The organism is Bacillus sp. FSL K6-2971 (genome assembly GCF_038006405.1).
Taxonomy (GTDB): Bacteria; Bacillota; Bacilli; order Bacillales; family Bacillaceae; genus Bacillus; species Bacillus pumilus.
Genome location: NZ_JBBOVD010000001.1, coordinates 2,348,445 through 2,371,321, shown reverse-complemented (window position 1 = coordinate 2,371,321; position 22,877 = coordinate 2,348,445). Strand labels below are relative to the sequence as shown.

General features: G+C 41.4%; 23 protein-coding genes. 17 read left to right on the top strand and 6 right to left on the bottom strand.

Going from position 1 to position 22,877, the window contains the following annotated elements; all coding sequences use genetic code 11:
• Positions 1 to 41: 41 nt before the first annotated feature.
• The 10 genes from panB to MHI33_RS12480 all read left to right on the top strand — a co-directional run bounded on the left by panB (position 42) and on the right by MHI33_RS12480 (position 9,224).
• Entirely contained in the window at positions 42 to 881 is an 840-nt protein-coding gene (gene panB / locus MHI33_RS12525) for a 3-methyl-2-oxobutanoate hydroxymethyltransferase (protein ID WP_217012308.1), read from the top strand.
• Positions 878 to 1,744: a pantoate--beta-alanine ligase gene (gene panC, locus MHI33_RS12520; protein ID WP_185108494.1), complete on the top strand. Its 867-nt coding sequence runs from the start codon at positions 878 to 880 to the stop codon at positions 1,742 to 1,744. Before panB ends, panC begins: the two co-directional genes overlap by 4 nt.
• The gene (panD, locus tag MHI33_RS12515; protein WP_034620444.1) at positions 1,737 to 2,120 is read left to right on the top strand and encodes an aspartate 1-decarboxylase; all 384 of its coding nucleotides are present in this window, start codon (positions 1,737 to 1,739) and stop codon (positions 2,118 to 2,120) included. Before panC ends, panD begins: the two co-directional genes overlap by 8 nt.
• 113 nt (positions 2,121 to 2,233) lie before the next feature.
• Positions 2,234 to 5,026: an ATP-dependent DNA helicase DinG gene (dinG, locus tag MHI33_RS12510; RefSeq protein WP_185108496.1), complete on the top strand. Its 2,793-nt coding sequence runs from the start codon at positions 2,234 to 2,236 to the stop codon at positions 5,024 to 5,026.
• 132 nt (positions 5,027 to 5,158) lie between these two features.
• Entirely contained in the window at positions 5,159 to 5,329 is a 171-nt protein-coding gene (locus MHI33_RS12505; protein WP_003215469.1) for a YpmA family protein, read from the top strand.
• Positions 5,330 to 5,341: 12 nt separating this feature from the next.
• Positions 5,342 to 5,827, top strand: a complete 486-nt coding sequence (gene tseB, locus MHI33_RS12500) for a cell wall elongation/penicillin-binding protein regulator TseB (RefSeq protein ID WP_113767354.1) — start codon at positions 5,342 to 5,344, stop codon at positions 5,825 to 5,827.
• Between the two features lie 115 nt (positions 5,828 to 5,942).
• Entirely contained in the window at positions 5,943 to 7,235 is a 1,293-nt protein-coding gene (gene asnS, locus MHI33_RS12495; RefSeq protein ID WP_185108498.1) for an asparagine--tRNA ligase, read from the top strand.
• A 98-nt stretch (positions 7,236 to 7,333) separates the two neighbouring features.
• The gene (locus MHI33_RS12490; protein ID WP_065098288.1) at positions 7,334 to 8,038 is read left to right on the top strand and encodes a DnaD domain-containing protein; all 705 of its coding nucleotides are present in this window, start codon (positions 7,334 to 7,336) and stop codon (positions 8,036 to 8,038) included.
• Positions 8,039 to 8,055: 17 nt separating this feature from the next.
• Positions 8,056 to 8,718, top strand: a complete 663-nt coding sequence (gene nth, locus MHI33_RS12485; protein WP_034661035.1) for an endonuclease III — start codon at positions 8,056 to 8,058, stop codon at positions 8,716 to 8,718.
• Positions 8,715 to 9,224: a YpoC family protein gene (locus tag MHI33_RS12480; protein ID WP_185108500.1), complete on the top strand. Its 510-nt coding sequence runs from the start codon at positions 8,715 to 8,717 to the stop codon at positions 9,222 to 9,224. Before nth ends, MHI33_RS12480 begins: the two co-directional genes overlap by 4 nt.
• A 37-nt stretch (positions 9,225 to 9,261) precedes the next feature.
• Here the strand turns inward: MHI33_RS12480 and MHI33_RS12475 are convergent, their stop codons facing one another.
• Both MHI33_RS12475 and recU read right to left on the bottom strand, forming a co-directional pair.
• Positions 9,262 to 11,988, bottom strand: coding sequence for a PBP1A family penicillin-binding protein (locus MHI33_RS12475; RefSeq protein ID WP_217012310.1), 2,727 nt, complete (start codon positions 11,986 to 11,988; stop codon positions 9,262 to 9,264).
• Positions 11,989 to 12,031: 43 nt separating this feature from the next.
• The gene (gene recU / locus MHI33_RS12470) at positions 12,032 to 12,643 is read right to left on the bottom strand and encodes a Holliday junction resolvase RecU (protein WP_065098285.1); all 612 of its coding nucleotides are present in this window, start codon (positions 12,641 to 12,643) and stop codon (positions 12,032 to 12,034) included.
• 46 nt (positions 12,644 to 12,689) lie between these two features.
• On the opposite strand from recU, the gene MHI33_RS12465 reads away from it, so the two are divergent.
• Positions 12,690 to 13,646 (top strand): DUF2515 domain-containing protein, encoded by a 957-nt coding sequence (locus MHI33_RS12465; protein WP_265208201.1) that lies wholly within the window; start codon positions 12,690 to 12,692, stop codon positions 13,644 to 13,646.
• A 113-nt stretch (positions 13,647 to 13,759) separates the two neighbouring features.
• Here the strand turns inward: MHI33_RS12465 and MHI33_RS12460 are convergent, their stop codons facing one another.
• Complete coding sequence (locus MHI33_RS12460; RefSeq protein ID WP_340909443.1) at positions 13,760 to 15,112, bottom strand: IS1182 family transposase; 1,353 nt, start codon at positions 15,110 to 15,112, stop codon at positions 13,760 to 13,762.
• Positions 15,113 to 15,235: 123 nt separating this feature from the next.
• Positions 15,236 to 15,340 (bottom strand): acid-soluble spore protein SspM, encoded by a 105-nt coding sequence (gene sspM / locus MHI33_RS12455; protein WP_012010346.1) that lies wholly within the window; start codon positions 15,338 to 15,340, stop codon positions 15,236 to 15,238.
• 196 nt (positions 15,341 to 15,536) lie between these two features.
• Here sspM and MHI33_RS12450 point away from each other — a divergent pair, with 196 nt between their 5' ends.
• The 3 genes from MHI33_RS12450 (at position 15,537) to MHI33_RS12440 (ending at position 16,761) form a co-directional block, all read left to right on the top strand.
• Positions 15,537 to 15,770, top strand: coding sequence for a DUF5446 family protein (locus MHI33_RS12450; RefSeq protein ID WP_223251159.1), 234 nt, complete (start codon positions 15,537 to 15,539; stop codon positions 15,768 to 15,770).
• Positions 15,771 to 15,827: 57 nt separating this feature from the next.
• Positions 15,828 to 16,199, top strand: a complete 372-nt coding sequence (locus tag MHI33_RS12445) for a YppE family protein (protein ID WP_044141136.1) — start codon at positions 15,828 to 15,830, stop codon at positions 16,197 to 16,199.
• A gap of 106 nt (positions 16,200 to 16,305) precedes the next feature.
• On the top strand, positions 16,306 to 16,761 hold the full coding sequence (locus MHI33_RS12440) for a YppG family protein (protein WP_113767350.1): 456 nt from the start codon (positions 16,306 to 16,308) through the stop codon (positions 16,759 to 16,761).
• Positions 16,762 to 16,781: 20 nt separating this feature from the next.
• On the opposite strand, the gene MHI33_RS12435 is transcribed toward MHI33_RS12440, so the two are convergent.
• Positions 16,782 to 17,201 (bottom strand): Hsp20/alpha crystallin family protein, encoded by a 420-nt coding sequence (locus tag MHI33_RS12435; protein WP_003215994.1) that lies wholly within the window; start codon positions 17,199 to 17,201, stop codon positions 16,782 to 16,784.
• 167 nt (positions 17,202 to 17,368) lie between these two features.
• Between MHI33_RS12435 and MHI33_RS12430 the strand changes: the two genes are divergently transcribed.
• Positions 17,369 to 17,875 (top strand): PTS sugar transporter subunit IIA, encoded by a 507-nt coding sequence (locus tag MHI33_RS12430; RefSeq protein WP_003216086.1) that lies wholly within the window; start codon positions 17,369 to 17,371, stop codon positions 17,873 to 17,875.
• A 52-nt stretch (positions 17,876 to 17,927) separates the two neighbouring features.
• Here the strand turns inward: MHI33_RS12430 and MHI33_RS12425 are convergent, their stop codons facing one another.
• Positions 17,928 to 19,046: an NADH-dependent flavin oxidoreductase gene (locus tag MHI33_RS12425; RefSeq protein ID WP_192878381.1), complete on the bottom strand. Its 1,119-nt coding sequence runs from the start codon at positions 19,044 to 19,046 to the stop codon at positions 17,928 to 17,930.
• Between the two features lie 154 nt (positions 19,047 to 19,200).
• On the opposite strand from MHI33_RS12425, the gene MHI33_RS12420 reads away from it, so the two are divergent.
• Both MHI33_RS12420 and MHI33_RS12415 read left to right on the top strand, forming a co-directional pair.
• Positions 19,201 to 21,447: a DEAD/DEAH box helicase gene (locus MHI33_RS12420; RefSeq protein ID WP_340911688.1), complete on the top strand. Its 2,247-nt coding sequence runs from the start codon at positions 19,201 to 19,203 to the stop codon at positions 21,445 to 21,447.
• Between the two features lie 23 nt (positions 21,448 to 21,470).
• A complete protein-coding gene (locus MHI33_RS12415) occupies positions 21,471 to 22,718 on the top strand; it encodes a ribonuclease H-like domain-containing protein (RefSeq protein WP_340911685.1) in 1,248 nt (415 codons plus the stop codon).
• Positions 22,719 to 22,877: the final 159 nt, after the last annotated feature.

Genomic DNA, 22,877 nt, shown 5'->3' with positions numbered 1-22,877 from the left:
TGTGAGGCAAGCCATTTCCTCTCCAGAATGAGGAGGAACAAATGAAGACAAAGCTAGATTTTTTCAAAATGAAAGAACAAAATGAACCGATTGTAATGCTGACAGCATACGACTATCCATCTGCAAAGCAAGCAGAAAAAGCGGAAGTCGACATGATCTTAGTCGGTGATTCACTTGGGATGGTTGTACTTGGACTCGATTCGACAGTACAAGTCACGATCGATGACATGATTCATCACACAAAAGCAGTGAAAAGAGGCGCAAAAGACACATTTATTGTGACGGATATGCCATTTATGTCTTACCATTATTCATTAGCAGAAACATTGAAAAACGCAGCACGCATCATGCAAGAAAGCGGTGCGGATGCCTTAAAGCTAGAAGGCGGAGAAGGAGTTTTTGAATCCATTCAAGCTCTCACAAGAGGCGGGATTCCTGTCGTCAGTCATTTAGGCCTCACACCTCAGTCAGTTGGAGTACTTGGCGGGTATAAAGTGCAAGGAAAAGACCACGAAAGTGCGCAGAAATTGATTGAAGACAGCTTGAAATGTGAGGAAGCTGGTGCGATTGCACTTGTGCTTGAATGCGTACCTGGTGAACTGACAAAACGAATTACCGACATGCTGAAAATTCCTGTGATCGGGATTGGTGCAGGGGCTGAGGCAGACGGACAAGTTCTCGTTTACCATGATGTGGTAGGATACGGGGTGTCTAGAACACCTAAGTTTGTGAAACAATACGCGCAAATTGATACTGTATTAGAAGAAGCGCTTATTCAATATACGAAAGAAGTAAAAGCACACACATTTCCAGAAGACAAGCATACATTTCATATCAAAGAAGAAGTCCTTGATGGTTTATATGGGGGTATCAAAAAATGAACGTTGTCACCCATATTCACGAGTTGAAGGAATTGATCAAGCTGCATCAAGAAAAACAGCATTCCATCGGCTTTGTCCCAACGATGGGCTTTCTTCATGAAGGACATCTGACGCTTGCGAAAGAAGCAAGGGATCAAAATGACATTGTGGTAATGAGCATCTTTGTCAATCCTTTGCAGTTTGGACCGAACGAAGACTTTGAATCCTATCCAAGGGATATGGAAAGAGATCAGCGCCTTGCAGAAGAAGCAGGGGTAGATATTTTATTTACACCTGATGTGAAAGAAATGTATCCAAATGAACCATCGATCACGATGACGGTTCAAAAGCGGACTGATGTCTTATGTGGGAAAAAACGCCCAGGACATTTCGACGGTGTTGTGACTGTGCTTACAAAGCTATTTCATCTTGTAGCACCAACAAATGTATACTTTGGTCTAAAGGATGCACAGCAAGTCGCTGTGATCGATGCGATGATCAAGGATTTCTTCTTTGATCTTCATCTTGTCTCAGTGCCGACAGTTAGGGAAGAAGACGGTTTAGCGAAAAGTTCAAGAAATGTGTACTTGTCTGATAAAGAAAGACAAGATGCTCCTGCTTTGTACCGCGCATTAAAAAAAGGACAGTCAGCGGTTGAAAAAGGTGAACGTGACATCAGTCGCATTTATCAGTTGATAGAAGAAGAAATTCTTCAAACGAGCGGGGAAATTGATTATATTGAGATTTACTCCTATCCAGAGCTTGAGCCGCTTCAGCAGTTAGCAGGTCAGGTCATCATTGCGATTGCGGTGAAATTCTCACGGGCAAGACTGATTGATAATGTGATATTCCATGTTCCTGAAAGCGGTGAAAAGCATGTATAGAACCTTTATGACTTCTAAACTTCATAAAGCGACAGTAACAGAAGCAAACTTACATTATGTAGGAAGCATCACCATTGACGAAGATTTACTTGATGCGGCAGGTATGATGGCAAATGAGAAAGTACAGATTGTCAATAATCATAATGGCGCGAGGCTTGAAACATATATTATTCCCGGTGAAAGAAAGAGCGGTGTCATTTGTCTAAATGGCGCAGCAGCAAGATTGGTTCAGCCGGGGGATGAAGTGATTATTATCGCTTATGGGATGCTTTCAGAAGAAGAAGCAAAGACACATACACCAAAAGTGGTCGTGTTAAATAAAGAAAATCAAATTGAACAAATGATTGGGCAAGAGCCTGCGAGAACGATTTTATAACGCATGCTGCAATGAAACAGAACAGTTTAAGAAAAGGAGCTGTTCTGTTTCAGCTATTTTTGCCCAGAGCGTGTTTCACTTCGAGTGGAACGAGGAATTGAGGTGTCCATTTTATGGCCGATCAAAGGTTTGTTGTCGTTGATATTGAAACCACCGGAAATTCACCTAAAAAGGGTGATAAAATCATTCAAATTGCTGCGGTGGTCATTGAAAATGGACAAATTGTCGAACGGTATTCAAAATATGTGAACCCGGGAAAAGCAATCCCTGGATTTATTGAACAGCTGACAGGCATTCAGCAGCATATGGTAGACGATGCAGTGTTTTTTGAGGACATTGCCCAAGAGGTGTATGATCTCATTCAAGGCGCTTATTTTGTTGCGCACAATGTTCATTTTGACTTGAATTTTTTAAATGATGAACTAAAAGCATGCGGGAAAAATGAGCTGGATGTGCTAGCGATTGATACAGTTGAAATTTCTAGAATTCTTTATCCAGAGCTTGAAGGCTATAAGCTCACTGAATTAAGCGAAGAGCTCATGCTTCCACATGACCACCCGCACAGGGCGGATAGTGATGCGGAAGTTACTGCCATGTTATTTTTAACCTTACTACATCAATTAACACATACACCGCCAAATGTGCTAAAGCAGCTGCGTAGATTATCCTCTTATCTCTTAAGTGATATAGGACTTTTAATCCAGCAGCTTGAAACGAGTGATGCTAGACGCGAAGATTCTTTGGTAGAAGTCGGCTCTTTTGCTGTAAAAGATGTGACCAATTCTGAAAAGGATACGACAGATTCAGTAGGGGAAGACGATGAACAACTGTTTGAGGAGATCAAAAAGAAGCTTCCCCAAACAGTGGAAGGTTATGAAGTAAGAGAAGGCCAGCTCAAGATGATGAATAAAGTGAGAGATGTGTTTCATGAAAGAGCTTATGCTTTAATTGAAGCGGCACCAGGTATTGGAAAAACGCTCGCATACCTCATACCCGCTGCATTAGAAGCAAAGAAATCAGGAAAACCTGTCATTATTAGTACATATTCCATTCTTTTGCAGCAGCAAATGCTTCAGCGTGATGTGCCGATTTTAAATCAATTGCTTCCATTTGATCCAGCAGCCTGTGTATTCAAAGGTCGGGCGCATTATATTTGTTTAGATAAGTTTGAGCATGTGCTACATGAGGAAGATGATAACTATGATGTGGTCTTAACGAAGGCGCAAATATTAATGTGGCTCCTTGTGACAGAAACGGGTGATTTATCTGAACTAAATTTACCGTCGGGAGCTGCCAATATAAAAGACCGAATTTCGTGTGTGCACATGCCGTTTACATCGAAAAAGCGCCGCTTTAAAGAATACTGCTTTTATGAGCGTGCGAAAAGAAGGGCCAAAACAGCCGATTTAATTTTAACGAATCATCGCCTGCTCTTATCACAAACGGAAGCATCATCTATCTTTCAGCATGCTGACGTATATGTGATTGACGAGGCTCACCAATTTGAGAAAACAGCCAATGAAACGCTAGGGGATAGTGCGTCGTATATTCAGCTTCATGCGAAATTAACGCAGCTTGGCTCCATGCAGGGCGGTCTGTTAAAGAAGCTCAAAAAGAGATTTCACGGTGCCGGCTTACAGACGGACACCTTTATCGAAATGGATGAGTATCTCAATCAGCTTCAACTGGAAAGTGACGCCTTCTTTAGTACCGTTCATTCTTTTGTCAAAAGGACAAAACCAAAAGCAGACATCAATCGTCTCATTCATAGAGTCCGTCATCAGTCGAAGCATGCGCAGTGGAAACGGATTAAAGAGACGGCAAGTAAGCTTTGTTCCTTGTTAATTGCTTGTGAAAAGCTATATGAACAGCAAAAAAACGAGCTTCTTCAAAAAAGTGATCAGCTGACAGAGCACTTTGCGTTTGAAGCAGAGGAATACGATCAAGTGATGTCGTTTATGCATACATTTTGCAGTACGCTGTACCGATTCATTTTTGAACCGAAAAACGATGAAACGGTTTGGATTGAGATCGATGCAAAGGGTGCCAAAAATGCTGTCTTTATGCATGCACAGCCGCTAGATACTGGAGAGCTTTTAGCGGATCGATTTTTTATGAACAAAAAAAGTGTTGTCCTCACATCAGGGACACTCACAATCAATGGTCGCTTTGATTATTGCTTAGAACGATTTGGTCTGCAGGATTTTTATCCGCATCTTGTACAGATTGAGTCACCGTTTGAACTTGAAAAACAGCTCAAGGTAATCGTACCAGCTGATATGCCGCCGATTACGAATCGTGATGAGCGCGACTATGTAAAGCAATCAGTACGGTACATTAAGATGATGGAAAAGCAACAACAAGCGAAGATATTGGTGTTATTTAATTCACATGAGATGTTAAAAGCAGTATATGATGAACTGAAAACAGAAGGGATGCAAGCCGCCCTTTTTGCTCAAGGTCTGACGGGCGGTAGCCCTGTTAAATTAACGAAGATGTTCAAATTAGCAAAACATGCGATTTTACTTGGTACGGGTAGTTTTTGGGAAGGTGTCGATTTTCCTGGATCAGAGCTGACAACAGTCATTATGGCACGTCTCCCGTTTCGGCCGCCTGATTCACCGCTCATTGAAGCAAAATGTGATGCCGCTAAAAAACAGGGAAAGAACCCGTTTAAAGCCGTTGCTCTCCCAGAAGCTGTGTTAACCTTTAAACAAGGTGCAGGACGCTTGCTGCGCTCTGAAAAAGACATAGGGACATTGCTCATTTTAGACCGCCGAGTGAAAACCGCGTCATATGGAAAGCTATTTTTAGAATCACTCCCTCATGCGCCGGTCCACGAGATGTCAAAAGAATCACTTGAGGCGTATATAGAGAAACTCAACAACGAAAAGCCGCTGTCATAAGCGGCCTTTAGCTGGTGTGGGTTTGGAGTTAATTTATCGTAACGGCTTTTTGTGTTCCGTTGTAAAAATAGTATCGGTTCCCGCGCCGAAAAGTATGACTAACAATATTTACGTACCGAGGAGGAATTAGAAGTGGAAAGTAAAATAGAGGTACTTTCAACTGTTCACATTAAGCATTCAGAGGACCTGTATAAAATTGTTGACTTATTGAACAGAACGCTAAAAAGAGAAGATCTCATGTTTGGATTGGCATTAGATCAAGAAGATCAAAATCAAGCGATATTTACAATATATCGCACATAGGGGAAGCTTGACATGAAAAAAATAGTTTGGATCATTTCATCCGTTGTGGCTCTTGTTTTGCTCATTGGCATCATCAGCTTTACGTGGATTTATCAGATTGCCATGGGGCAAAAAGAACAAGGTCATGAGGCGGCGATTGAACGAGCAAAAAAACAAGCAAACATCGTACAAGTGGAGCAAGTAGAAACCTTTGTCGGAAAAGAAAAACAATTTATTGTTGAAGGGAAAAACAAACAAGACGAAACAACCTATGTTTGGGTACCTGCCAGCAAAAAAGAAAAAGTGATTGCAAAAAAAGCAAAAGAAGGCATTACCTCAAATCAAGCAGTACAAGCCGTTCAAAAGGAGAACACGGTCTCTAAGCTAAAGGACGTTCAATTAGCAAGAGAAGGTGACGTACTCCTTTGGGAAGTGACGTACTTAAATGAAAACAATCAATACAGCTTTAGCTATGTCGACTTCTCGACAGGACACGTGGAAAAAAATGTAACACCATAGTTTCTCCTGTCTTGCGTTGACCATGCTGATTTAGAACGGTTATAATAAAATGTATGAAAAAAGAATCACACCTATCGAAAAGGTGAGTTTCTTTCTGGCTTTGGAGGGAATTATGTTGAAAACAACGATTAATCAAGTGTTCAAACATGTCGATGAAGATGTAACCATCGGCGCATGGATTGCCAATAAACGTTCAAGCGGTAAAATTGCATTCTTGCAGCTGCGTGACGGGACAGGCTTTATTCAAGGAGTCGTAGTAAAAGCAGAAGTGGAAGAGGAAGTCTTTAAGCTTGCGAAATCAGTCACTCAAGAAACATCTGTCTATGTGACAGGACAAGTGACAAAAGACGAGCGTTCACCTCTTGGTTTTGAATTGCAAGTGAAATCCATTGAAGTGATTCACGAAGCAACTGACTACCCGATTACACCAAAAGAGCATGGAACAGAATTCTTAATGGATCACCGTCATTTATGGCTTCGTTCTAAAAAGCAGCATGCCATTATGAAAATTCGTAACGAAATCATTCGTGCTACATATGAGTTCTTCCATCAAGAAGGTTTTGTGAAAGTAGATCCGCCAATTTTAACTGGAAGTGCACCTGAGGGCACAACGGAGCTGTTTGCGACGAAATATTTTGATGAAGATGCGTACCTTTCTCAAAGTGGACAGCTTTACATGGAAGCTGCGGCAATGGCACTCGGAAAAGTATTCTCATTCGGACCAACATTCAGAGCAGAAAAATCTAAAACAAAACGTCATTTAATTGAGTTTTGGATGATCGAGCCTGAGATGGCTTTTGTCGAATTTAATGAAAACCTTGAGTATCAAGAAAATTATGTGACTCATGTGGTTCAAAGTGTACTTGAAAACTGTAAAGTGGAATTGCATACACTAGGCCGTGATACAGCAAAATTAGAAAATATCAAAGCACCATTCCCGCGCATCACTTACGATGAAGCAATTAAATTCTTGCAAAAAAAAGGATTTGACGATATTGAATGGGGAGATGACTTCGGCGCGCCTCACGAAACAGCGATCGCTGAAAGCTACGATAAACCGGTGTTTATCACTCATTATCCAACATCATTAAAACCATTTTACATGCAGCCTGCACCAGATCGTGATGATGTCGTTCTTTGTGCAGACTTGATTGCACCAGAAGGCTACGGAGAGATCATTGGCGGTTCTGAACGTGTCCATGATCTAGAGCTGCTTGAAGCAAGATTGAAAGAACATGGGCTAGATCAAGAAACATATAAATGGTACACAGAATTAAGACAATATGGTTCTGTACCGCATTCAGGTTTTGGTCTTGGACTTGAACGTACAGTTGCTTGGATTAGTGGAGCGCCGCATGTGCGTGAAACCATTCCTTTCCCAAGATTATTAAACCGTTTATATCCTTAAGACGTGAAAGCCTCCAACATATGGAGGCTTTTTCAAACGTTTTTTGAAGGGGCACGTGAAATAAAACGTGATATACTTAAAGTGAAGAGGTGTATCCGATGAATAGGCAGCAATTTATTAATATGCAGCAAATGGGTTTGACCAGTTTGCCTAATTTGCTGATTGCTCATTATGAGCAGTTAGGACTGAATGAATCACAAATGATGGTGATGCTTAAGATTAAAATGAATGAAGAACAAGGTGTGTTCTTTCAAACATTTGAAGAGCTATCCCATGGCATGACCATTTCAGCTGAAGAGTGTGCGTATATGGTTCAGCATTTAATTCAAAAAGGATTTATTTCGATTCAGCCGTTTGAAGATGGGTCTGGTATTCAGCATGACCGTTACTCAGTTGAGCCTTTATGGGGCGTGCTGTATGACTTTTTAGAGGCAAAACAAGCGAAGGAAGGTCAAAAACTTCACGTACAGGCTGAAAAATCTTTATATGCTTTATTTGAAGATGAATTTGGCAGACCGCTCTCTCCTCTTGAAGGAGAAACACTCTCGATCTGGATGGATCAAGATCATCATGATGCTGAAATGATTCGCCTAGCATTAAGAGAAGCGGTTTTATCAGGAAAATTAAATTTCCGTTATATCGACCGAATTCTGTTTGAGTGGAAAAAGAAAGGGCTGAAAACAGCGGAAGAAGCAAAAGAGCATAGTCAGCATTTCCGTTCTCAGCAAAAAACGCCACCTTCAAAAGAAGAGACGTCAACATATAAGCGACAAGTTCCTTTTTATAATTGGCTGGAACAATAACCAATAAAGGAGAAGTCATGTTATCAAAAAAACAAATCAATGAATGTTTAGATATTATAGGAGATATGTTTCCAGAGGCTGAGTGTGAACTTGTTCATTCGAATCCATTTGAACTTGTGATCGCTGTAGCACTCTCTGCGCAGTGTACAGACGTGCTTGTCAACAAAGTGACCAAAACGTTATTTCAAAAATATCAAACACCAGAAGATTATTTAAGTGTACCGCTTGAAGAATTGCAGCAAGATATTCGTTCGATTGGCCTTTATCGAAATAAAGCCAAAAACATTCAAAAGTTGAGCAAAATGCTGATTGAAGAATATGGCGGCGAAGTACCAAAGGATCGGGACGAGCTTGTGAAGCTTCCTGGGGTGGGCCGGAAAACAGCAAATGTCGTCGTTTCAGTCGCTTTTGGGGTGCCGGCAATTGCAGTGGATACACATGTAGAACGTGTCAGCAAGCGACTGGGAATCTGCCGCTGGAAGGATTCTGTTCTCGAAGTAGAACAAACCTTAATGAAAAAAGTGCCAGAAGAAGATTGGTCTGTGACGCATCACCGCCTGATCTTTTTTGGTAGATATCACTGCAAGGCGCAACGTCCGCAGTGCGAGTCTTGTCCGCTTCTTGATATGTGTAGAGAAGGGCAGAAGAGGCTGAAAAAAGGATTGGTGAAGCTGGCATGAGCGGGGCAGTTGTTTTTTCCTCATATGTCGAAAAACTAAAAGGGAAAAAGGTAGAGATGAAAGGCGGTCGAGTAGACATACTTAGAGATCATCCACTCGCATATGATCTATCATCAGAACCTTTAACAGATGAACTTCCATGGCAGAAAACAGAAGAATTTGTTCCTGTGATGTTCGAACTGTGGAATGAATTAAAAGAAAAAATGCTTCCTCGTTTTCAAACAAGAAAGTCCCGGTGTGAAGAAGATGATATGCTGCAAGGGATTGTCAGTATGATTGCGATGTTTTACTGGATCAAAGGGGAGAGACTGCAAACGCTTGATTGGGAACATATTAAGAAAGAGATATTTCCTGTTGCTCCTATTAATTGGACAGAACGTTTAGAGTTCATTTTGCTAAAACCGACTCAATATCACTGCTTCATTCAACTGGACGAGCTATACACAGAACTAAAAAAGCAGTATGGAAAATATGAAGCACTTAAAAAGATTAGACAAAACCGTTAAAAAAAAAGCACTTGCCATATAGGCAAGTGCTTTTTCATTATTCATTTTCTTTTCGATTAGGAGAAGTTGATTGCGAACTTGAGTTTTGAGAGTTCGTTTTCGCATCATCTTTCTTTTTATCTTTATTGTCAGTTTGTGAGTTGCCGTTCCCATTTGTACTGTCTGAGCCATCATCGGCAGAACCATTATTTCCGTTTTCCGTATTTCCGCCTTGATCCTGATCCTTATCCTGATCCTTATCTTTGTCTGGATCTTTTTTATCATCTGGCTTTTGCTCATCAGTGCCTGGGGGTTGATTTTTGTTATCGTCAGTCTGGTCTGTCTGCTCGTCATCAGGCTGCTGCGGTTCTTCTTCTTCTTTGTTCTCATCATCTGCTTTTTCTTCCTCATCTTCATCATCCTTGATGGTGAGGAAGGTAGAAGCTGCTTTACTTGTGACATCCTCTACAGTGGCTGTCACTTGGAATTTATAAGTAGAGCCAGGTTTTACACCAGAGATGACGGCTTCTTTAGCAGAACTGTTTTGAATCTCTTTATAGCCGCTGTTATCAACCGCTTGTTTTACATTAAATGTAGCATCTGCGTCGTCATCATAGCCCCAAGTCAGTGTGATGGATTTTTTCTCTTCATCATACACCGCTTTTAAGTCAGAAGGCTTATCGGCTTCTTTTTTCTCATATGTGTCAGACACTTTTGTCGGAACCGTACCTTTGACAAAGTATTCTGTTGTCTTCTTCTCACTAGGTGTATTTGGTCCGGCTAATTTAGCTGGATCTGATCCTTTTTCAACCGTAGCTTCAACGACACTGTCTGGTTTTTCAAATGAGCCGCTTCCATCATCAATTTGAGAAATTAATCGCTGGAAGACAAGTTTGGCAACACGCTGTTCATAATCTGTGAGCCACATTTTGCCGTCCGCATCTTTGGAGTTACCGATCCCAGTCCAAACGGCTGCTGTATATTGCGGCGTATAACCAACAAACCACGAATCTTTCGCACCGCCAGAAGGAATATTGTATTTATTGATATCATCTTGTGTAAAGTTCGTTGTACCTGTTTTACCAGCTACTTGAACGTTCGGTACTTGTGCAAGTGTACCAGTTCCAGATTGGACAGCAGTTTTCAGCATATCTGTAACCATAAAGGCTGTGTAATCACTCATAGCCGCTTTGGAATCTGGCGTAAGGTCCAGCTTTGTACCGTCATTAAATTCAACAGACTTGACAGCATGCGGTTCGTTATAATATCCATTATTACCGAATGCACTAAAGGCCCCAGCCATTTTTAGAGAGGACACGCCATCGTCAAATCCACCGATTGAGTAAGACTCAGGAATGTCAGACGGTAAGTCCATACCTAAATTATTGGCGAATTGAACGGCATTGTCTGTCCCAGCTTCTTGGAAAGCTTTTAGGGCAGGGATGTTTCGTGATTGTGCCAAAGCACTTCTTATCGACATTTTCCCTAAATGTCTTCTGTCAAAGTTATTAATTGGTGTACCGTTTGAGTACGTATACGGTGCATCATCAATTTGCTGATACGTTGACCATTTTTTGTTTTCAATGACTGGACCGTAATCTAAAATTGGTTTGATTGTTGAACCTGGCTGGCGTTTTGCATCAGTCGCATAGTTAAAGCCGCCGGCTGGTACATCTCGTCCACCGCCAATAGCTCGGATCTCACCATTTTTCGTATCAAGCAGAGTAACACCTGCCTGCATACCTTTCGTAAATCCAACTGAATCCCCATTGATAATATCATCTAGGTGATCCTGTGCTTTTCGATCGAGTGAAGTATAGATTTTTAATCCATCTGTAGATACATCTACTTTGGCTTTTTTCTGTACTTCTTCCATGACTTCTTCAATGTAAGCAGAATACTTACTTGAGTTTTGCTTCTTATATTTATCAGCAGGGATGACAGTTTTGCTGACAGGGGTTGCTTTTGCAACATCATAGTCTTTCTCTGAAATATAGCCTTGTTTTTTCATGAGCCCTAACACGATATTGCGGCGTTTTTCCGCTGCCTCAGGATTTTTCACTGGGTTATAAGCAGAAGGACTCTGCGGCATACCTGCAAGTGTGGCAGCCTGTGCAACCGTTAGTTTATTTAAATCTGTCACGCCGAAAAATTGTTCGGCCGCTTTCCCAACACCGTAAGCATAAGGTGAGAAGAAAATGCGGTTTAAATACATTTCTAAAATTTCATCTTTAGAGTACTTTTGCTCAAGTTGAATCGAGAGCCATACTTCCTGTACTTTACGTTTTAACGTTTTTTGATTGTTAAGTAGAGTGTTTTTCACAACTTGCTGTGTAATTGTACTTCCACCTTCAGCTCCAAAACCGTCCTCGACGTTTGCGACAAGGGCACCGCCAATACGGATTGGGTCAATCCCGTGGTGTTTATAAAAACGTGCATCTTCCGTTGCGATAAATGCTTCTTTTACCACATCGGGTATATCTTTAATCGAGACATACGTTCTTTTTTCCGCACCGACTTCTGCAAACACTTTCTTGTCTATGTCATAAAGCTTTGAAGAATACGGTGTTTTGAGCTTACTATCATCAATTGAAGGAGCGCTCGATGCAAAAACGGCAAAAGTTGTGATTCCGGCTACTACACAAAGAAGACCGATCACGAGTAAAGATAAAAATATTTTTTTAAATAGGCCTGTTTTCTTTTTGCCTTTTTTGTTCTTTTGCTTCTTATTGTTTTCTTGACTTGCTTTACGTCGCTGTTCACGACTTGTAAATTGATCAGACATCACATCTCAACCTTTCGTGTTAAACCTTTTTCGAACGTCATTGCTACTCACTTTCATCCGAAAAATGAAGTGTCTCCACTACTTTAATATAATCAATTCTTGGCGAATATCCAAGTGTCATTAAGTGGCCGGCTTCCATTAATTCGTCTTTACTAATGGATTTCCGGCCGTTTAGCTTCTGCCGCTCCCAGAAGAAAAAGAGATCTGAAGCGGGCAAATAATAAACGGAGCCAAATGCGGATATAATAACGAAACAAATACCGCCTTGCTTTTCAACCTGTTTCATATGCTCAATTTGATGGTCGTGAAAATTTTTGAGCGGAAACGAGGTAGTGCTTTTGGTTTCCTTTGCTTCAAAATCGATATAGCGCCCTTTGTACACTCCATTATAGTCTGTTGTGGATGATTGTTTAAAATAGGCTTCTTTGATCACAGCAGCGCTTCTTTTTGGATAATCCACATTCACAATTTGAACGGGGGTAGGCTTTTTATGAATGACTGCGATCCCGTTGACCAAATAGTACTGGTTGGTTTCATTTAAGTCAGCCTCAAGCGTCATCCCGCGGTTACTATAAGAGGATTCGCCGCTGATTCCTTTTTTTGTCCCAATTGGTTGAATGGGCTGATACGATTTTCCGTTTGGATACCGAATCATCAAGTTTCAGCCTCCTTTTAATGCATTTTGTATTGGAGAGATACCTATGTTGTCACAAGAAGAGCACATCATCACTCAGCATATATTGCGTGAAACGAAAGTGAAAAATAAAGACAACCTGACGAGGACAAATGCTTATAAGCGCTTTTATGACCGTCATCCAGAGATGAAATGGTCGCTGCTTGCTTCCTTTGTCTCGAGAAATGCTGGATGGTCTATGACGGATTTAAAGGGCGAGCTCTTCCATCCAGGTTTAACAGATCAGCAGGGGAACCTTTTTTTCACAGCATATGAAAGAGCGAATTGGCTGATATTTTCGGATGCTTACCCTCAGCTTCTTTTGTATGAATGGTCTAAGCGGTGCGGCAAACCCTTGTTCCATCTGCTTCCGTATTTTTCTGTATCTCGTTTTATGAGCACTGAGTGGGAACGTTTTTGGCTAAAGCGTGACAGAGAGCGCCTGCTTTATGCACTCATCATAAATGAACAATATACTATACAATCTCCTATTATACAAAATCCTCTTCTGAAAAAGAATGTTTTTCACTCGATTCAATATCTGTTTAGCGAGTGGGGACATTTTCAAACCGTTGTTTTTCCAACGGTGGACGGGCATTTGTACGGGTTAACCATACGGAAGTTTTCCCACGTAAAGGAGCGTATTTCATTAGGGAAAAAACTAGCGAAACTATTATTTCGGGCCGATTTATTTTCGGATTTTTATCATTTTTTGCATACTGTTCCGCATACCGGATCACGGTTTGATTTTGAGCCGTTTTTAGGGATCGCTAGAAGGTCAACACCTTTTCTTCGAACTGTTTATCCAGTGATGACACATTCATTAGACGATCAAAGAGAAGATTGGTTTCAAAAGAAATTGAGCCCATCTTTGTTTGATGCAGAGACGTTGCCAAAACAAATTGAGCTGACCAACTGGTATTTTCATAAAAAAAGACAGCTTCGTTTTCTTTTCTCATTAGAGCACTATTTTTTGCATAAATAAAAAGCAGGGGGTACCTGCTCAGATTGTAGAGAAACTCATGTTTTTCTACAATCTTTTTTATTTTCATCGTAATGATGATGGATGAGATTTAAAGAAAAAGGCCTCCCACACACCTAGCCTAGCTTCGCTAGGTGTGTGGCAATCTTCTTCATGTTCTGACAGGCAGCTGTGAGAAGCACTTGCTCACTCACATTTTGTTTTCCCCTCAACCGGCAGTAGCGAAGCCCATGCAGTTGTTTTGAATCTGCAAAGCTTCGCTCTATTTTTTCTTTTCTTTTTTTATATAGCTCTTTTCCAGAAGCAGACAGACGATTTTGCCTGATCTTTTCTTTATGTTCTTCCCATACATGTCTTGAGATCACTTTTTGATGATTTTTCGACCTTGTACAGCTCTCTAGGAAAGGACACGATACGCATTTTTTAGGGTCTGATTTGTAGAACCGATAACCTTTTCGATCAGTTGTTGTATATAATAGCTTCTCACCATTTGGGCATATGTAGTGATCATGTTCAGAGTCATACTGAAATTTCCACTTCTCAAATAATCCTCTTGTTGGATGAAAGCGTCTATGTGCGATGACACCAAAAATACGGCGATCGGATAAACCTTTACAGATTGGGGTTGTCAAATAACCAGAATCAAGGGCAACAGCTTCTACTTGAAAACCAAATCGGGCGATTTGGTGATCCAATCGATCAAGATATGGAACGGAATCATGGACATTGCCGGGTGTGACATGGGCATCTGTGATGATGTTGTGCTTCATATCCGTTGTACGGTGGTCTAGGTAGAAAAAGCCTTCTGGCTTGTTTTCGCGATAAAGATAGCCACTTTCAGGATCAGTTTTACTTTGACGAATGTCTTTTTTTGTTTTCACCTCCTCTTTTTTCTTTAAGGGCTTTTTTCCGTGTACCTCTCGATCTTCTTGGACGGCTACATCTAATTCTTTCATATAGTTCTGAGTATCTTGTTCGATCGTTTTTCTTGTATATTTATGTTTATTTGCATTCGCTTTAAGATGGGTTGAATCAGTAAAAAGGACGCGCCCTCCAACCATATCGTGATTGATGGCTTGAAGCACAATCTCGTCGAAAATGTCTTGAAAAATCGTTGTATCTTTGAATCGAGTACGACGATTCCAGCTAATGGTCGAGTGATGAGGAACGGGGTCATTGATGTTCAAACCTAAAAACCATCTATACGCCATGTTATAGTAAATTTCTTTTTCAAGTTGTCTTTCAGAACGGATACCGTACAGGTATCCGATAAACATCATTTTGAATAAAATAAGTGGATCAAGAGAAGGGCGACCTTTATTCTCACTATAATACGGTTTTACTTTATCTACGATAAATGAAAAGTCAATGTACTGATCAATTTTACGAAGCAGGTGATCCTCTTCGACCAGTTGATCTAGCAATACAAATTCGGCTTCGTGCTGAGAAGAATTTCTAGTGTGGAACATGAGAAAAACACCTTCCTTTAGTATGCTTTTCTCTATTATAAAACGGGGGAATGGAAACTTTAAGAAAAAATATAAAGCTGTCGAGATTTTCTCGACAGCCTGAGCAGGGGGTACCTGCTTTTTTTACGTGGATGGTCGATTAGGACCGCCGAGCTTTTTATCAAGCTGATCTGTACTGTTTTCTTTCCCTTTTGGCTTTTGCTCTTTTGGTGCTGGCTGCTTTTTCATGAAATCTACCTCCTTTGTCCTTAGAATTTACACAATCGGACGCAATCATACAAAGAAGGACAAGCAGATGTCGAAAAGGAAGAAATAGCGCTCATCTACACTTAGATTGGCGATTTGCTTCTAGTTTTGTCATGTGTGAAGGAGGGTGTGAAAGAAAAGAGAATGTAACGAGAGACGATAAAGGAGGAATCTGATGATGAGCGAATTTGTATCAAAAGAATCCATTTTGCAGTTATTAGAGGAAATCGAGCGAAAAATTGATGCGGTGGAAGAAGAGCTGTCTCTTGCTGTGAACGAAACAACACGTGCAGCCATAGAGGAGCAAGAACAAATGATAGACCGGCTTGAATCAGAAGTAAAGGACTGTGAAGTGAAGATTCACGCAGCTGAGTATCAACTGGCGGCAAGACCGGCATACCACGCAGGGTAGCTTTCTATTTGAGCAATAAGTAAACGTTTGATAGGATGGTTCATAGAGGTGAACACTTTGGATAATCAAACATTACTTGAACATACACAAGAGCTGAGAATATGGATCGAAGAGGCGTATGAGCAGTACCAAAAGGGAAAGGCTGAAGAGGAATACCCCGTATATGATTTTCACACAGAAATTCAGCCGGCCGTTGAGACATTTGATCAGAAAATGGAAGAGTGGCTCACTGCTGCGATCTCGTTTATTCATCTGGCGAAACCTAGATATTTACACGAAGAACAGCTTGAAGCCGTCAAAGAAAATGGGAAAGAGGTTGTCCTGCAATCTTATTTTGGCAAACAGCATGCACCCCGTGTGAAAAATTTAGTTGAGTCAGTGATTTACACCCTGAACCTTTTAATAGAAGAAATCAACAAGCGCAGCTGAAGACATCGCTGCGTTTTTCTTATGGCTGCTTTAGGCACATCTTCTGCTTTTCATCATAATATATGAGTGACAAGACTATGTGTTGAGAGCGAGAGGAGCGAGATATATGATCCCTTATTCAAACCAGCAGCCGTATGAATTCAATCCATTCAATCAAGGGCCATTTCCGTATCCAGAAATGCAGCAGCAGCCTCCGCAACCTCCAGAATATTTCATGCCGCCACATCAAGGTGGCATGAGCCAGGCATCACCTGCTGTCTATCAGCCGCCTTATGGATACCAAGAAAATGTGCCGCCTTATCAGCCGCCCGAAGCGATCAATCAACCCCAGATGCAGCCACCACCAGGCATGATGCCCATGCAGCAGCCTATGAACCCTTATCCTTTGCCCAGACCGCAAAAACAGCAATCATCTCAATTTAAAAGTGTGCTATCGCAATTCAAAAAAACGAATGGACAATTCGACTTTAACAAAATGTTTGATACAGCTGGGCAAATGATGAGTACTATGAATCAAGTAGGCTCATTAGCGAAAGGATTTACGAGCATTTTTAAAGCATAGTTAAAACCCAATAGAAGGATCTATTGGGCTCTTTGCTTTGGTGCCGTCACACGAAGCGTTTGGTCTTTCCACACGCTTTTCATGTTCGTTTCATCTATTTTTGCCGGCATTAAAATGGTTTTTGTAAAGCTCGAATACGAGGAAGTTGTATCCGTTTTTATTGTTTCCTGCACGGATAAGTGTAAATATTGGGCTTTTACTTCTAGCGCGATATCGCCTTCGACAAAATGGTCTGGAAATTGGATTGCGATATACACAAACTGCTCATCCTCTGTCACATCGGTCGTAATCGATGCAAGTGAATGCGATGTGGTCATGAGCGCCTCCGCACTATTTAATATCTCATGAAACGGGGAGGATGCGAAAAATTGTTCAATCGCTTCATAGAGAATATCTTCATTTGCCAGCAATTCATGTTTCTTTTCGCCTTCATGTTCCATTTGAATCACCTCTCATCTACAGCCTATGCAGAAAGGGCTCAGGCGGTTATCAATTGATGAGAGGAAAAAATTATGATTAAATAGTGTTGAATGAAGCAAGGTGTATGAGTGCAGCGTTTCATACACGGAATAGATCTAGAAGCAAAGCTTGAAGGGAGCAATTGACATTGCTGAAAAAATTATTCGGTTTCGGGAAAAACCAAGATGATGTAAAGGAAGAAATCATTTATTCTCCAGCTGATGGAGAGTTAATGGATATGACGGATGTACCAGACCCTGTTTTCTCTCAAAAGATGATGGGAGACGGCGTAGCAGTCAAACCAAATAGTGGCACGATTGTGTCACCAGTAGAGGGTGAAATCATTCAGCTCTTCCATACAAAACATGCAATTGGCATTCGAACACTCTCAGGGCTTGAGCTTCTGATTCATATCGGACTTGAAACAGTGGGATTAAATGGTGAAGGATTTGAAGCGCACATCAAAGAGGGAGATAAAGTGAAGATCGGTGACCCTCTCATTACGTGTGATTTAGAACTGATTGAAGAGAAAGCGGCAAGCACAGTGACACCGATTGTCATTATGAATGGTGACTTGATCGAGCATCTCGATAAAGAACCAAAGGGATCTGTTGAAAAACAGACATCTAAGCTTTTTACCGTTAAATTGAAATAATCAGGACAAAAAAAAACTACCCAATCGTTTGAGGGTAGTTTTTTTGATGACATTAATCTTCCATCGGAACCCAGCCTTGACTTGCTTCCATAACAGACCACAATCCTTCTGGAATCAAATATTGATCTTTTTGGCTGCGTTTAATAACAGTTTCAATCTCGCTTTCTCTGCCTTCTTTAATCTTCTTTGCCCAATCTGGGTCGACGATTAGCTCACGTGCGACAGCGATAAGCGGAATTCCTTGGTTATAGGCACTTAGTGCATCTTCGGCTGTAATGACGCTGCCTACACCGATGAGCGGAAGGTTATCGCCGCAACGATCTTTTAGCAGCTCCATACGCGTCTTATCCGTATCTGCACCGCGTCTTGCTTTAGAGTCAATCTCCATTAAAGAGATATGCAAATAATCAAGGTTTTTAGTTTTAAGAACATCGACTAAGGTAAACGTCTCTGTCATCGTTAAACCAGGCGTTTCTGGTTCTTCAGGGGATAATCGATATCCAAAGATTAACGGTTTTTTCGCATGCTTTTCGATTGCTTCTTTCACTGCATCCACAACAGCGATAGGGAAAGCTAGACGCTTTTCTTCATTTCCTCCCCACTGATCTGTCCGCTGGTTGCTATGCGGAGAGTAAAATTGCTGTAATAGATAACCGTTTGCACCGTGGATTTCCACGCCGTCAAATCCTGCTTCGACCGCTCGTTTTGCCGCTTCTTTAAAAGAGTCAATGATATGGACAATTTCCTCTTCTTTTAAAGCGCGTGCAATCTGCTTTCCATCTTTAAACACATCACTTGGCGCAACCACATCACCATTTGGAACTAAGTGAGGGAGAGCCTGAGAGCCGCCGTGATGAATTTGAATGATGGCTTTTGTTCCCTTTGCCTGAATCGCAGAAGCTAGTTTTTTCAGGCCGGGTATATCTTCATCTCTTGCGATAGAAGGCTGTCCTTCAAATGCCTTACCATCTGGAGTCACGTTCGCACATGCTGTAATCACCATGCCCATATCACTAGATCTAGCTGTAATGAAATCAATTTCCTCTTTAGAAATAGTGCCATCCTCGTGAGAACCGAAGTGTGTCATTGGCGCAACGACTAACCGGCCATTAATAGACGCACCTCCTGGAAACGTAAATGGTTCAAATAATGGCTCAAAATCTTTTTTCATACGATTTCCTTCTTTCTTGAAATGTTTTCTCATCTGAAGTGTAATTGATATGGTTACATGCAAACAAATAATTTGCTCAAAAAAACATATCAAACATTGTCGTCTAGTCATGCAAACAAATATTCGGTACACTATGTAAGAGAGGTGATGCGATATGAAAAAGAAAACAATGAACGAACTCATAGAAGAATTAAAAAAAGACGAACAGGTAGAACATTGGCATGAAATTAAAGCGAAGCCTGCACAGACCTCTCCGGTTCCTGAAAGAGTGAACGAAAAGCTGAAAAAGGCGCTTGAGAAACGAGGCGTGAGCGAACTCTACATTCATCAAAAGGAAGCCTTTGAACGTGTGATGGACGCAGAGCATGTGGTAACTGTCACACCAACAGCTTCAGGTAAAACACTTTGCTACAACCTGCCAGTCCTTCAGTCGATCGTAGAAGATCAGACAAGCCGCTCCCTTTATTTATTCCCAACAAAAGCGCTCGCACAAGACCAAAAGAGTGAACTTAACGAGATCATCCACGAGATGGATGTTCCGATTCATAGTGAAACATATGACGGAGATACCTCTCCCGCCATTCGGCAGCGAGTCAGACAAGCAGGACATATTGTCATCACAAACCCAGATATGCTACATTCAGCCATTTTGCCTCATCATACGAAATGGGTCAGCTTGTTTGAGAATTTGAAGTATATTGTCATTGATGAGCTTCATACATATCGAGGCGTATTTGGCAGTCATGTGGCCAATGTCATTCGCAGGTTAAAACGAATTTGTGCATTTTATGGAAGTGATCCGATTTTCATTTGTACGTCCGCAACGGTTGCGAATCCAAAAGAGCTTGCGCAGCAGCTAACGGGAAGCAAGATGCATTTGATTGAGCGAAACGGGGCACCAAGCGGTAAAAAGAATTTTGTGTTTTACAATCCACCAGTTGTGAATAAACCACTAAATATTAGACAAAGTGCCGCCACTGTCGTTAATCAACTTGCTAAAACTTTTTTAAAGGAAAAAATCCAAACGATTGTTTTTGCTAGAAGCAGAGTAAGAGTTGAAGTGATTTTAAGTCATATTCAAGAGCTAGTGAAAAAAGAGATCGGCCCAAAATCAATTCGTGGATATCGCGGAGGCTATTTACCAAAAGAGCGGCGTGTGATTGAAAAAGGATTGAGAGAAGGAGACATTCTAGGTGTCGTCAGTACGAACGCACTAGAATTAGGTGTGGATATAGGTCAGCTCAAGGTCTGTATCATGACCGGGTATCCTGGCAGTGTAGCGAGTACATGGCAGCAGGCTGGCCGTGCTGGAAGGCGTCATGAGGAAGCACTTATTATTATGGTGGCAAGCTCCGCACCTCTTGATCAATATATTGTCAGACACCCTGAATATTTCTTTAATAGACCACCTGAAGCTGCCAGAATTAACCCTGAAAACCTCATTATCTTAGTGGATCATTTAAAATGTGCATCCTACGAGCTTCCGTTTCGGGAGGATGAACAGTTTGGCGGTATGGACGTAGAAGAGATTTTGCAATACTTACATGAGGAAGGCGTTCTCCATTTTAGCGGGAATCGGTATTATTGGTCAGATCAATCGTTCCCGGCGCATGGCATCAGCCTTCGATCTGCAAGCCAGGAAAATGTCGTGATTGTGGATCAATCAGAAGTGGCAAATGTTCGGATTATTGGAGAGATGGACCGTTTCAGTGCGATGACGCTGCTTCATGATGAAGCCATTTATTTACACGAAGGGGTTCAGTATCAAGTGGAAAAGCTAGATTACGAGCATCTAAAGGCTTATGTGAAACAAGTAGATGTAGAATACTATACAGATGCGAATTTAGCCGTCCAACTTAAGGTGCTTGAAATCGATCAGACGACAGAGAAGAAAGCTGTATCTGTTCACTACGGTGATGTGACCGTCAACGCAATGCCGACGATTTTTAAAAAAATCCGACTAAGTACCGGTGAAAATATCGGGTCTGGACCGATTCACTTACCGGAAGAAGAAATTCATACGAGTGCGGCTTGGTTTGAATTACACGAAGCAGAGCGGAGATTTGAAGAGAAGACACTTGAACAGCTGCTGCTAGGCATCGCAAATGTTCTTCAGCACATTGTACCTGCTTTTGTGATGTGTGACCGTTCTGATATTCATGTGGTTTCACAAATTAAAGCGGCACATACCGGAAAACCGACGGTCTTTTTATATGACCATTATCCTGGCGGCATTGGCTTAAGTAAGGAAGTACAAGCTCGTTTCGATGAAATAGCAGGCGCAGCCATTCAGCTCATTGAGCGGTGCCGCTGTGAAAATGGCTGTCCATCCTGCATTGGCATGGAAATGAAAGAAGTCAACGGAAAAAGCAGCATCGTTGAATTGATGTCCGTATTTTAAGGAAAGGAGGGGGACACCTGCTCATGTCTTTAAAAGGGAAATTAAACAGAATGAAAAAGCATCTATCACACAATCAGACACATGAAAACCGGCAGAAAACATCGGAAGGACAACCTCAGCCTGTAACTTCAGAAAATATCCCATTTTTAAAAGAATGGGAAGCATTAGGTGTGTCTCCTTATCATTTTGAGGATTCCTTTTGTCTGGTTCGGGAAGTCACCTATTCATTAGATGATCAGCATGGACGCTATTCGTTTGCGGAACTGCCGAAGATCATCGAGGCATGGAACGAAAGCGGCATCCAGCATTCGCTATCGGCTAAAGGGTACGAGCCGCACGAGCTGTTTTTCTTTGATACTGAAACAACAGGATTATCTGGCGGTACAGGAAATATGATTTTCTTGCTTGGACACGCACGTGTCTTTTCAGGCAAAGTGGTGGTGAAACAACACCTGCTCACCAATCCAGGAAATGAAGCGGCTCTTTACAAAAGCTTTCTGGATGAAGTAAATGTAGAATCGTTAGTTACATATAATGGTAAAACGTTCGATTGGCCGCAAGTGAAAACGAGACATACACTTTTACGAGATCAAATCCCTGCACTTCCTGAATTCGGCCATTTTGATCTACTGCACGGATCAAGACGATTGTGGAAGCATAAATATGAACGAATGGCGCTATCCGTTGTGGAAAAAGAAGAGCTGCACGTGCAGCGTGAAAACGACACGCCGGGGTTTTTGGCACCGATGATTTATTTTCATTTTTTAAAGGAACAAAACCCAAAGCTGATTGAAGGAATCTTGACTCATAATGAACTAGATGTCTTATCGTTAATCAGCCTCTACATCCATCTATCCAAAAAAATACTATCTGAGGATGCGGTAAAGGAATACAATGAGAAGTATGCGCTCGCTAGGTGGCATCTTGCTCATCGTGATGTACAGGAAGCAACGAAGCATTTGCAAGAATTAACGGATGCTGATTTTGAGCATGCGAATCAGGCGTCTTATGATCTTTCCTTGCAATATAAACGACAAAACGAGTGGGATGAAGCGGTTCAAATATGGGGGGGATTATTTGAATCAAGCGATCTCCATTTAGCATTAAAAGCGGGTATAGAGCTTGCGAAGTATAAAGAACATCGAGAAAAAGATGCAAGCTCTGCTCTATCCATCACTGAATCTTTATTATCATTCTCATCGTTAAGTCAGCGAGACATAGAAGAACTTGAAAAGCGAAAAAAACGACTTTTGAGAAAAGCTGGGCAATAAACATTATTGCCCGGGAAAGCGCAAAACATGACAACGTTCGGCTCTCGGCCGAAAATAAAAATTGTTTAGCACTTTTATTGTAGAAAAGTCATGAATCCTGTAAAATAACGTTAGATATTGAATGAGGAGCGTAGAGCATGTATAAGGGTCTTTTCTACT

Coding starts and splice junctions, on each gene's coding strand:
- panC (WP_185108494.1), top strand. CDS start 878: ATGAACGTTGTCACCCATATTCACGAGTTGAAGGAATTGATCAAGCTG.
- MHI33_RS12420 (WP_340911688.1), top strand. CDS start 19,201: ATGAAAAAGAAAACAATGAACGAACTCATAGAAGAATTAAAAAAAGAC.
- panB (WP_217012308.1), top strand. CDS start 42: ATGAAGACAAAGCTAGATTTTTTCAAAATGAAAGAACAAAATGAACCG.
- MHI33_RS12465 (WP_265208201.1), top strand. CDS start 12,690: ATGTTGTCACAAGAAGAGCACATCATCACTCAGCATATATTGCGTGAA.
- MHI33_RS12415 (WP_340911685.1), top strand. CDS start 21,471: ATGTCTTTAAAAGGGAAATTAAACAGAATGAAAAAGCATCTATCACAC.
- MHI33_RS12435 (WP_003215994.1), bottom strand. CDS start 17,201: ATGGAACATGAAGGCGAAAAGAAACATGAATTGCTGGCAAATGAAGAT.
- MHI33_RS12490 (WP_065098288.1), top strand. CDS start 7,334: ATGAATAGGCAGCAATTTATTAATATGCAGCAAATGGGTTTGACCAGT.
- nth (WP_034661035.1), top strand. CDS start 8,056: ATGTTATCAAAAAAACAAATCAATGAATGTTTAGATATTATAGGAGAT.
- MHI33_RS12480 (WP_185108500.1), top strand. CDS start 8,715: ATGAGCGGGGCAGTTGTTTTTTCCTCATATGTCGAAAAACTAAAAGGG.
- MHI33_RS12475 (WP_217012310.1), bottom strand. CDS start 11,988: ATGTCTGATCAATTTACAAGTCGTGAACAGCGACGTAAAGCAAGTCAA.
- MHI33_RS12460 (WP_340909443.1), bottom strand. CDS start 15,112: ATGTTCCACACTAGAAATTCTTCTCAGCACGAAGCCGAATTTGTATTG.
- MHI33_RS12440 (WP_113767350.1), top strand. CDS start 16,306: ATGATCCCTTATTCAAACCAGCAGCCGTATGAATTCAATCCATTCAAT.
- panD (WP_034620444.1), top strand. CDS start 1,737: ATGTATAGAACCTTTATGACTTCTAAACTTCATAAAGCGACAGTAACA.
- recU (WP_065098285.1), bottom strand. CDS start 12,643: ATGATTCGGTATCCAAACGGAAAATCGTATCAGCCCATTCAACCAATT.
- dinG (WP_185108496.1), top strand. CDS start 2,234: ATGGCCGATCAAAGGTTTGTTGTCGTTGATATTGAAACCACCGGAAAT.
- tseB (WP_113767354.1), top strand. CDS start 5,342: ATGAAAAAAATAGTTTGGATCATTTCATCCGTTGTGGCTCTTGTTTTG.
- MHI33_RS12450 (WP_223251159.1), top strand. CDS start 15,537: ATGAGCGAATTTGTATCAAAAGAATCCATTTTGCAGTTATTAGAGGAA.
- MHI33_RS12425 (WP_192878381.1), bottom strand. CDS start 19,046: ATGAAAAAAGATTTTGAGCCATTATTTGAACCATTTACGTTTCCAGGA.
- sspM (WP_012010346.1), bottom strand. CDS start 15,340: ATGAAAAAGCAGCCAGCACCAAAAGAGCAAAAGCCAAAAGGGAAAGAA.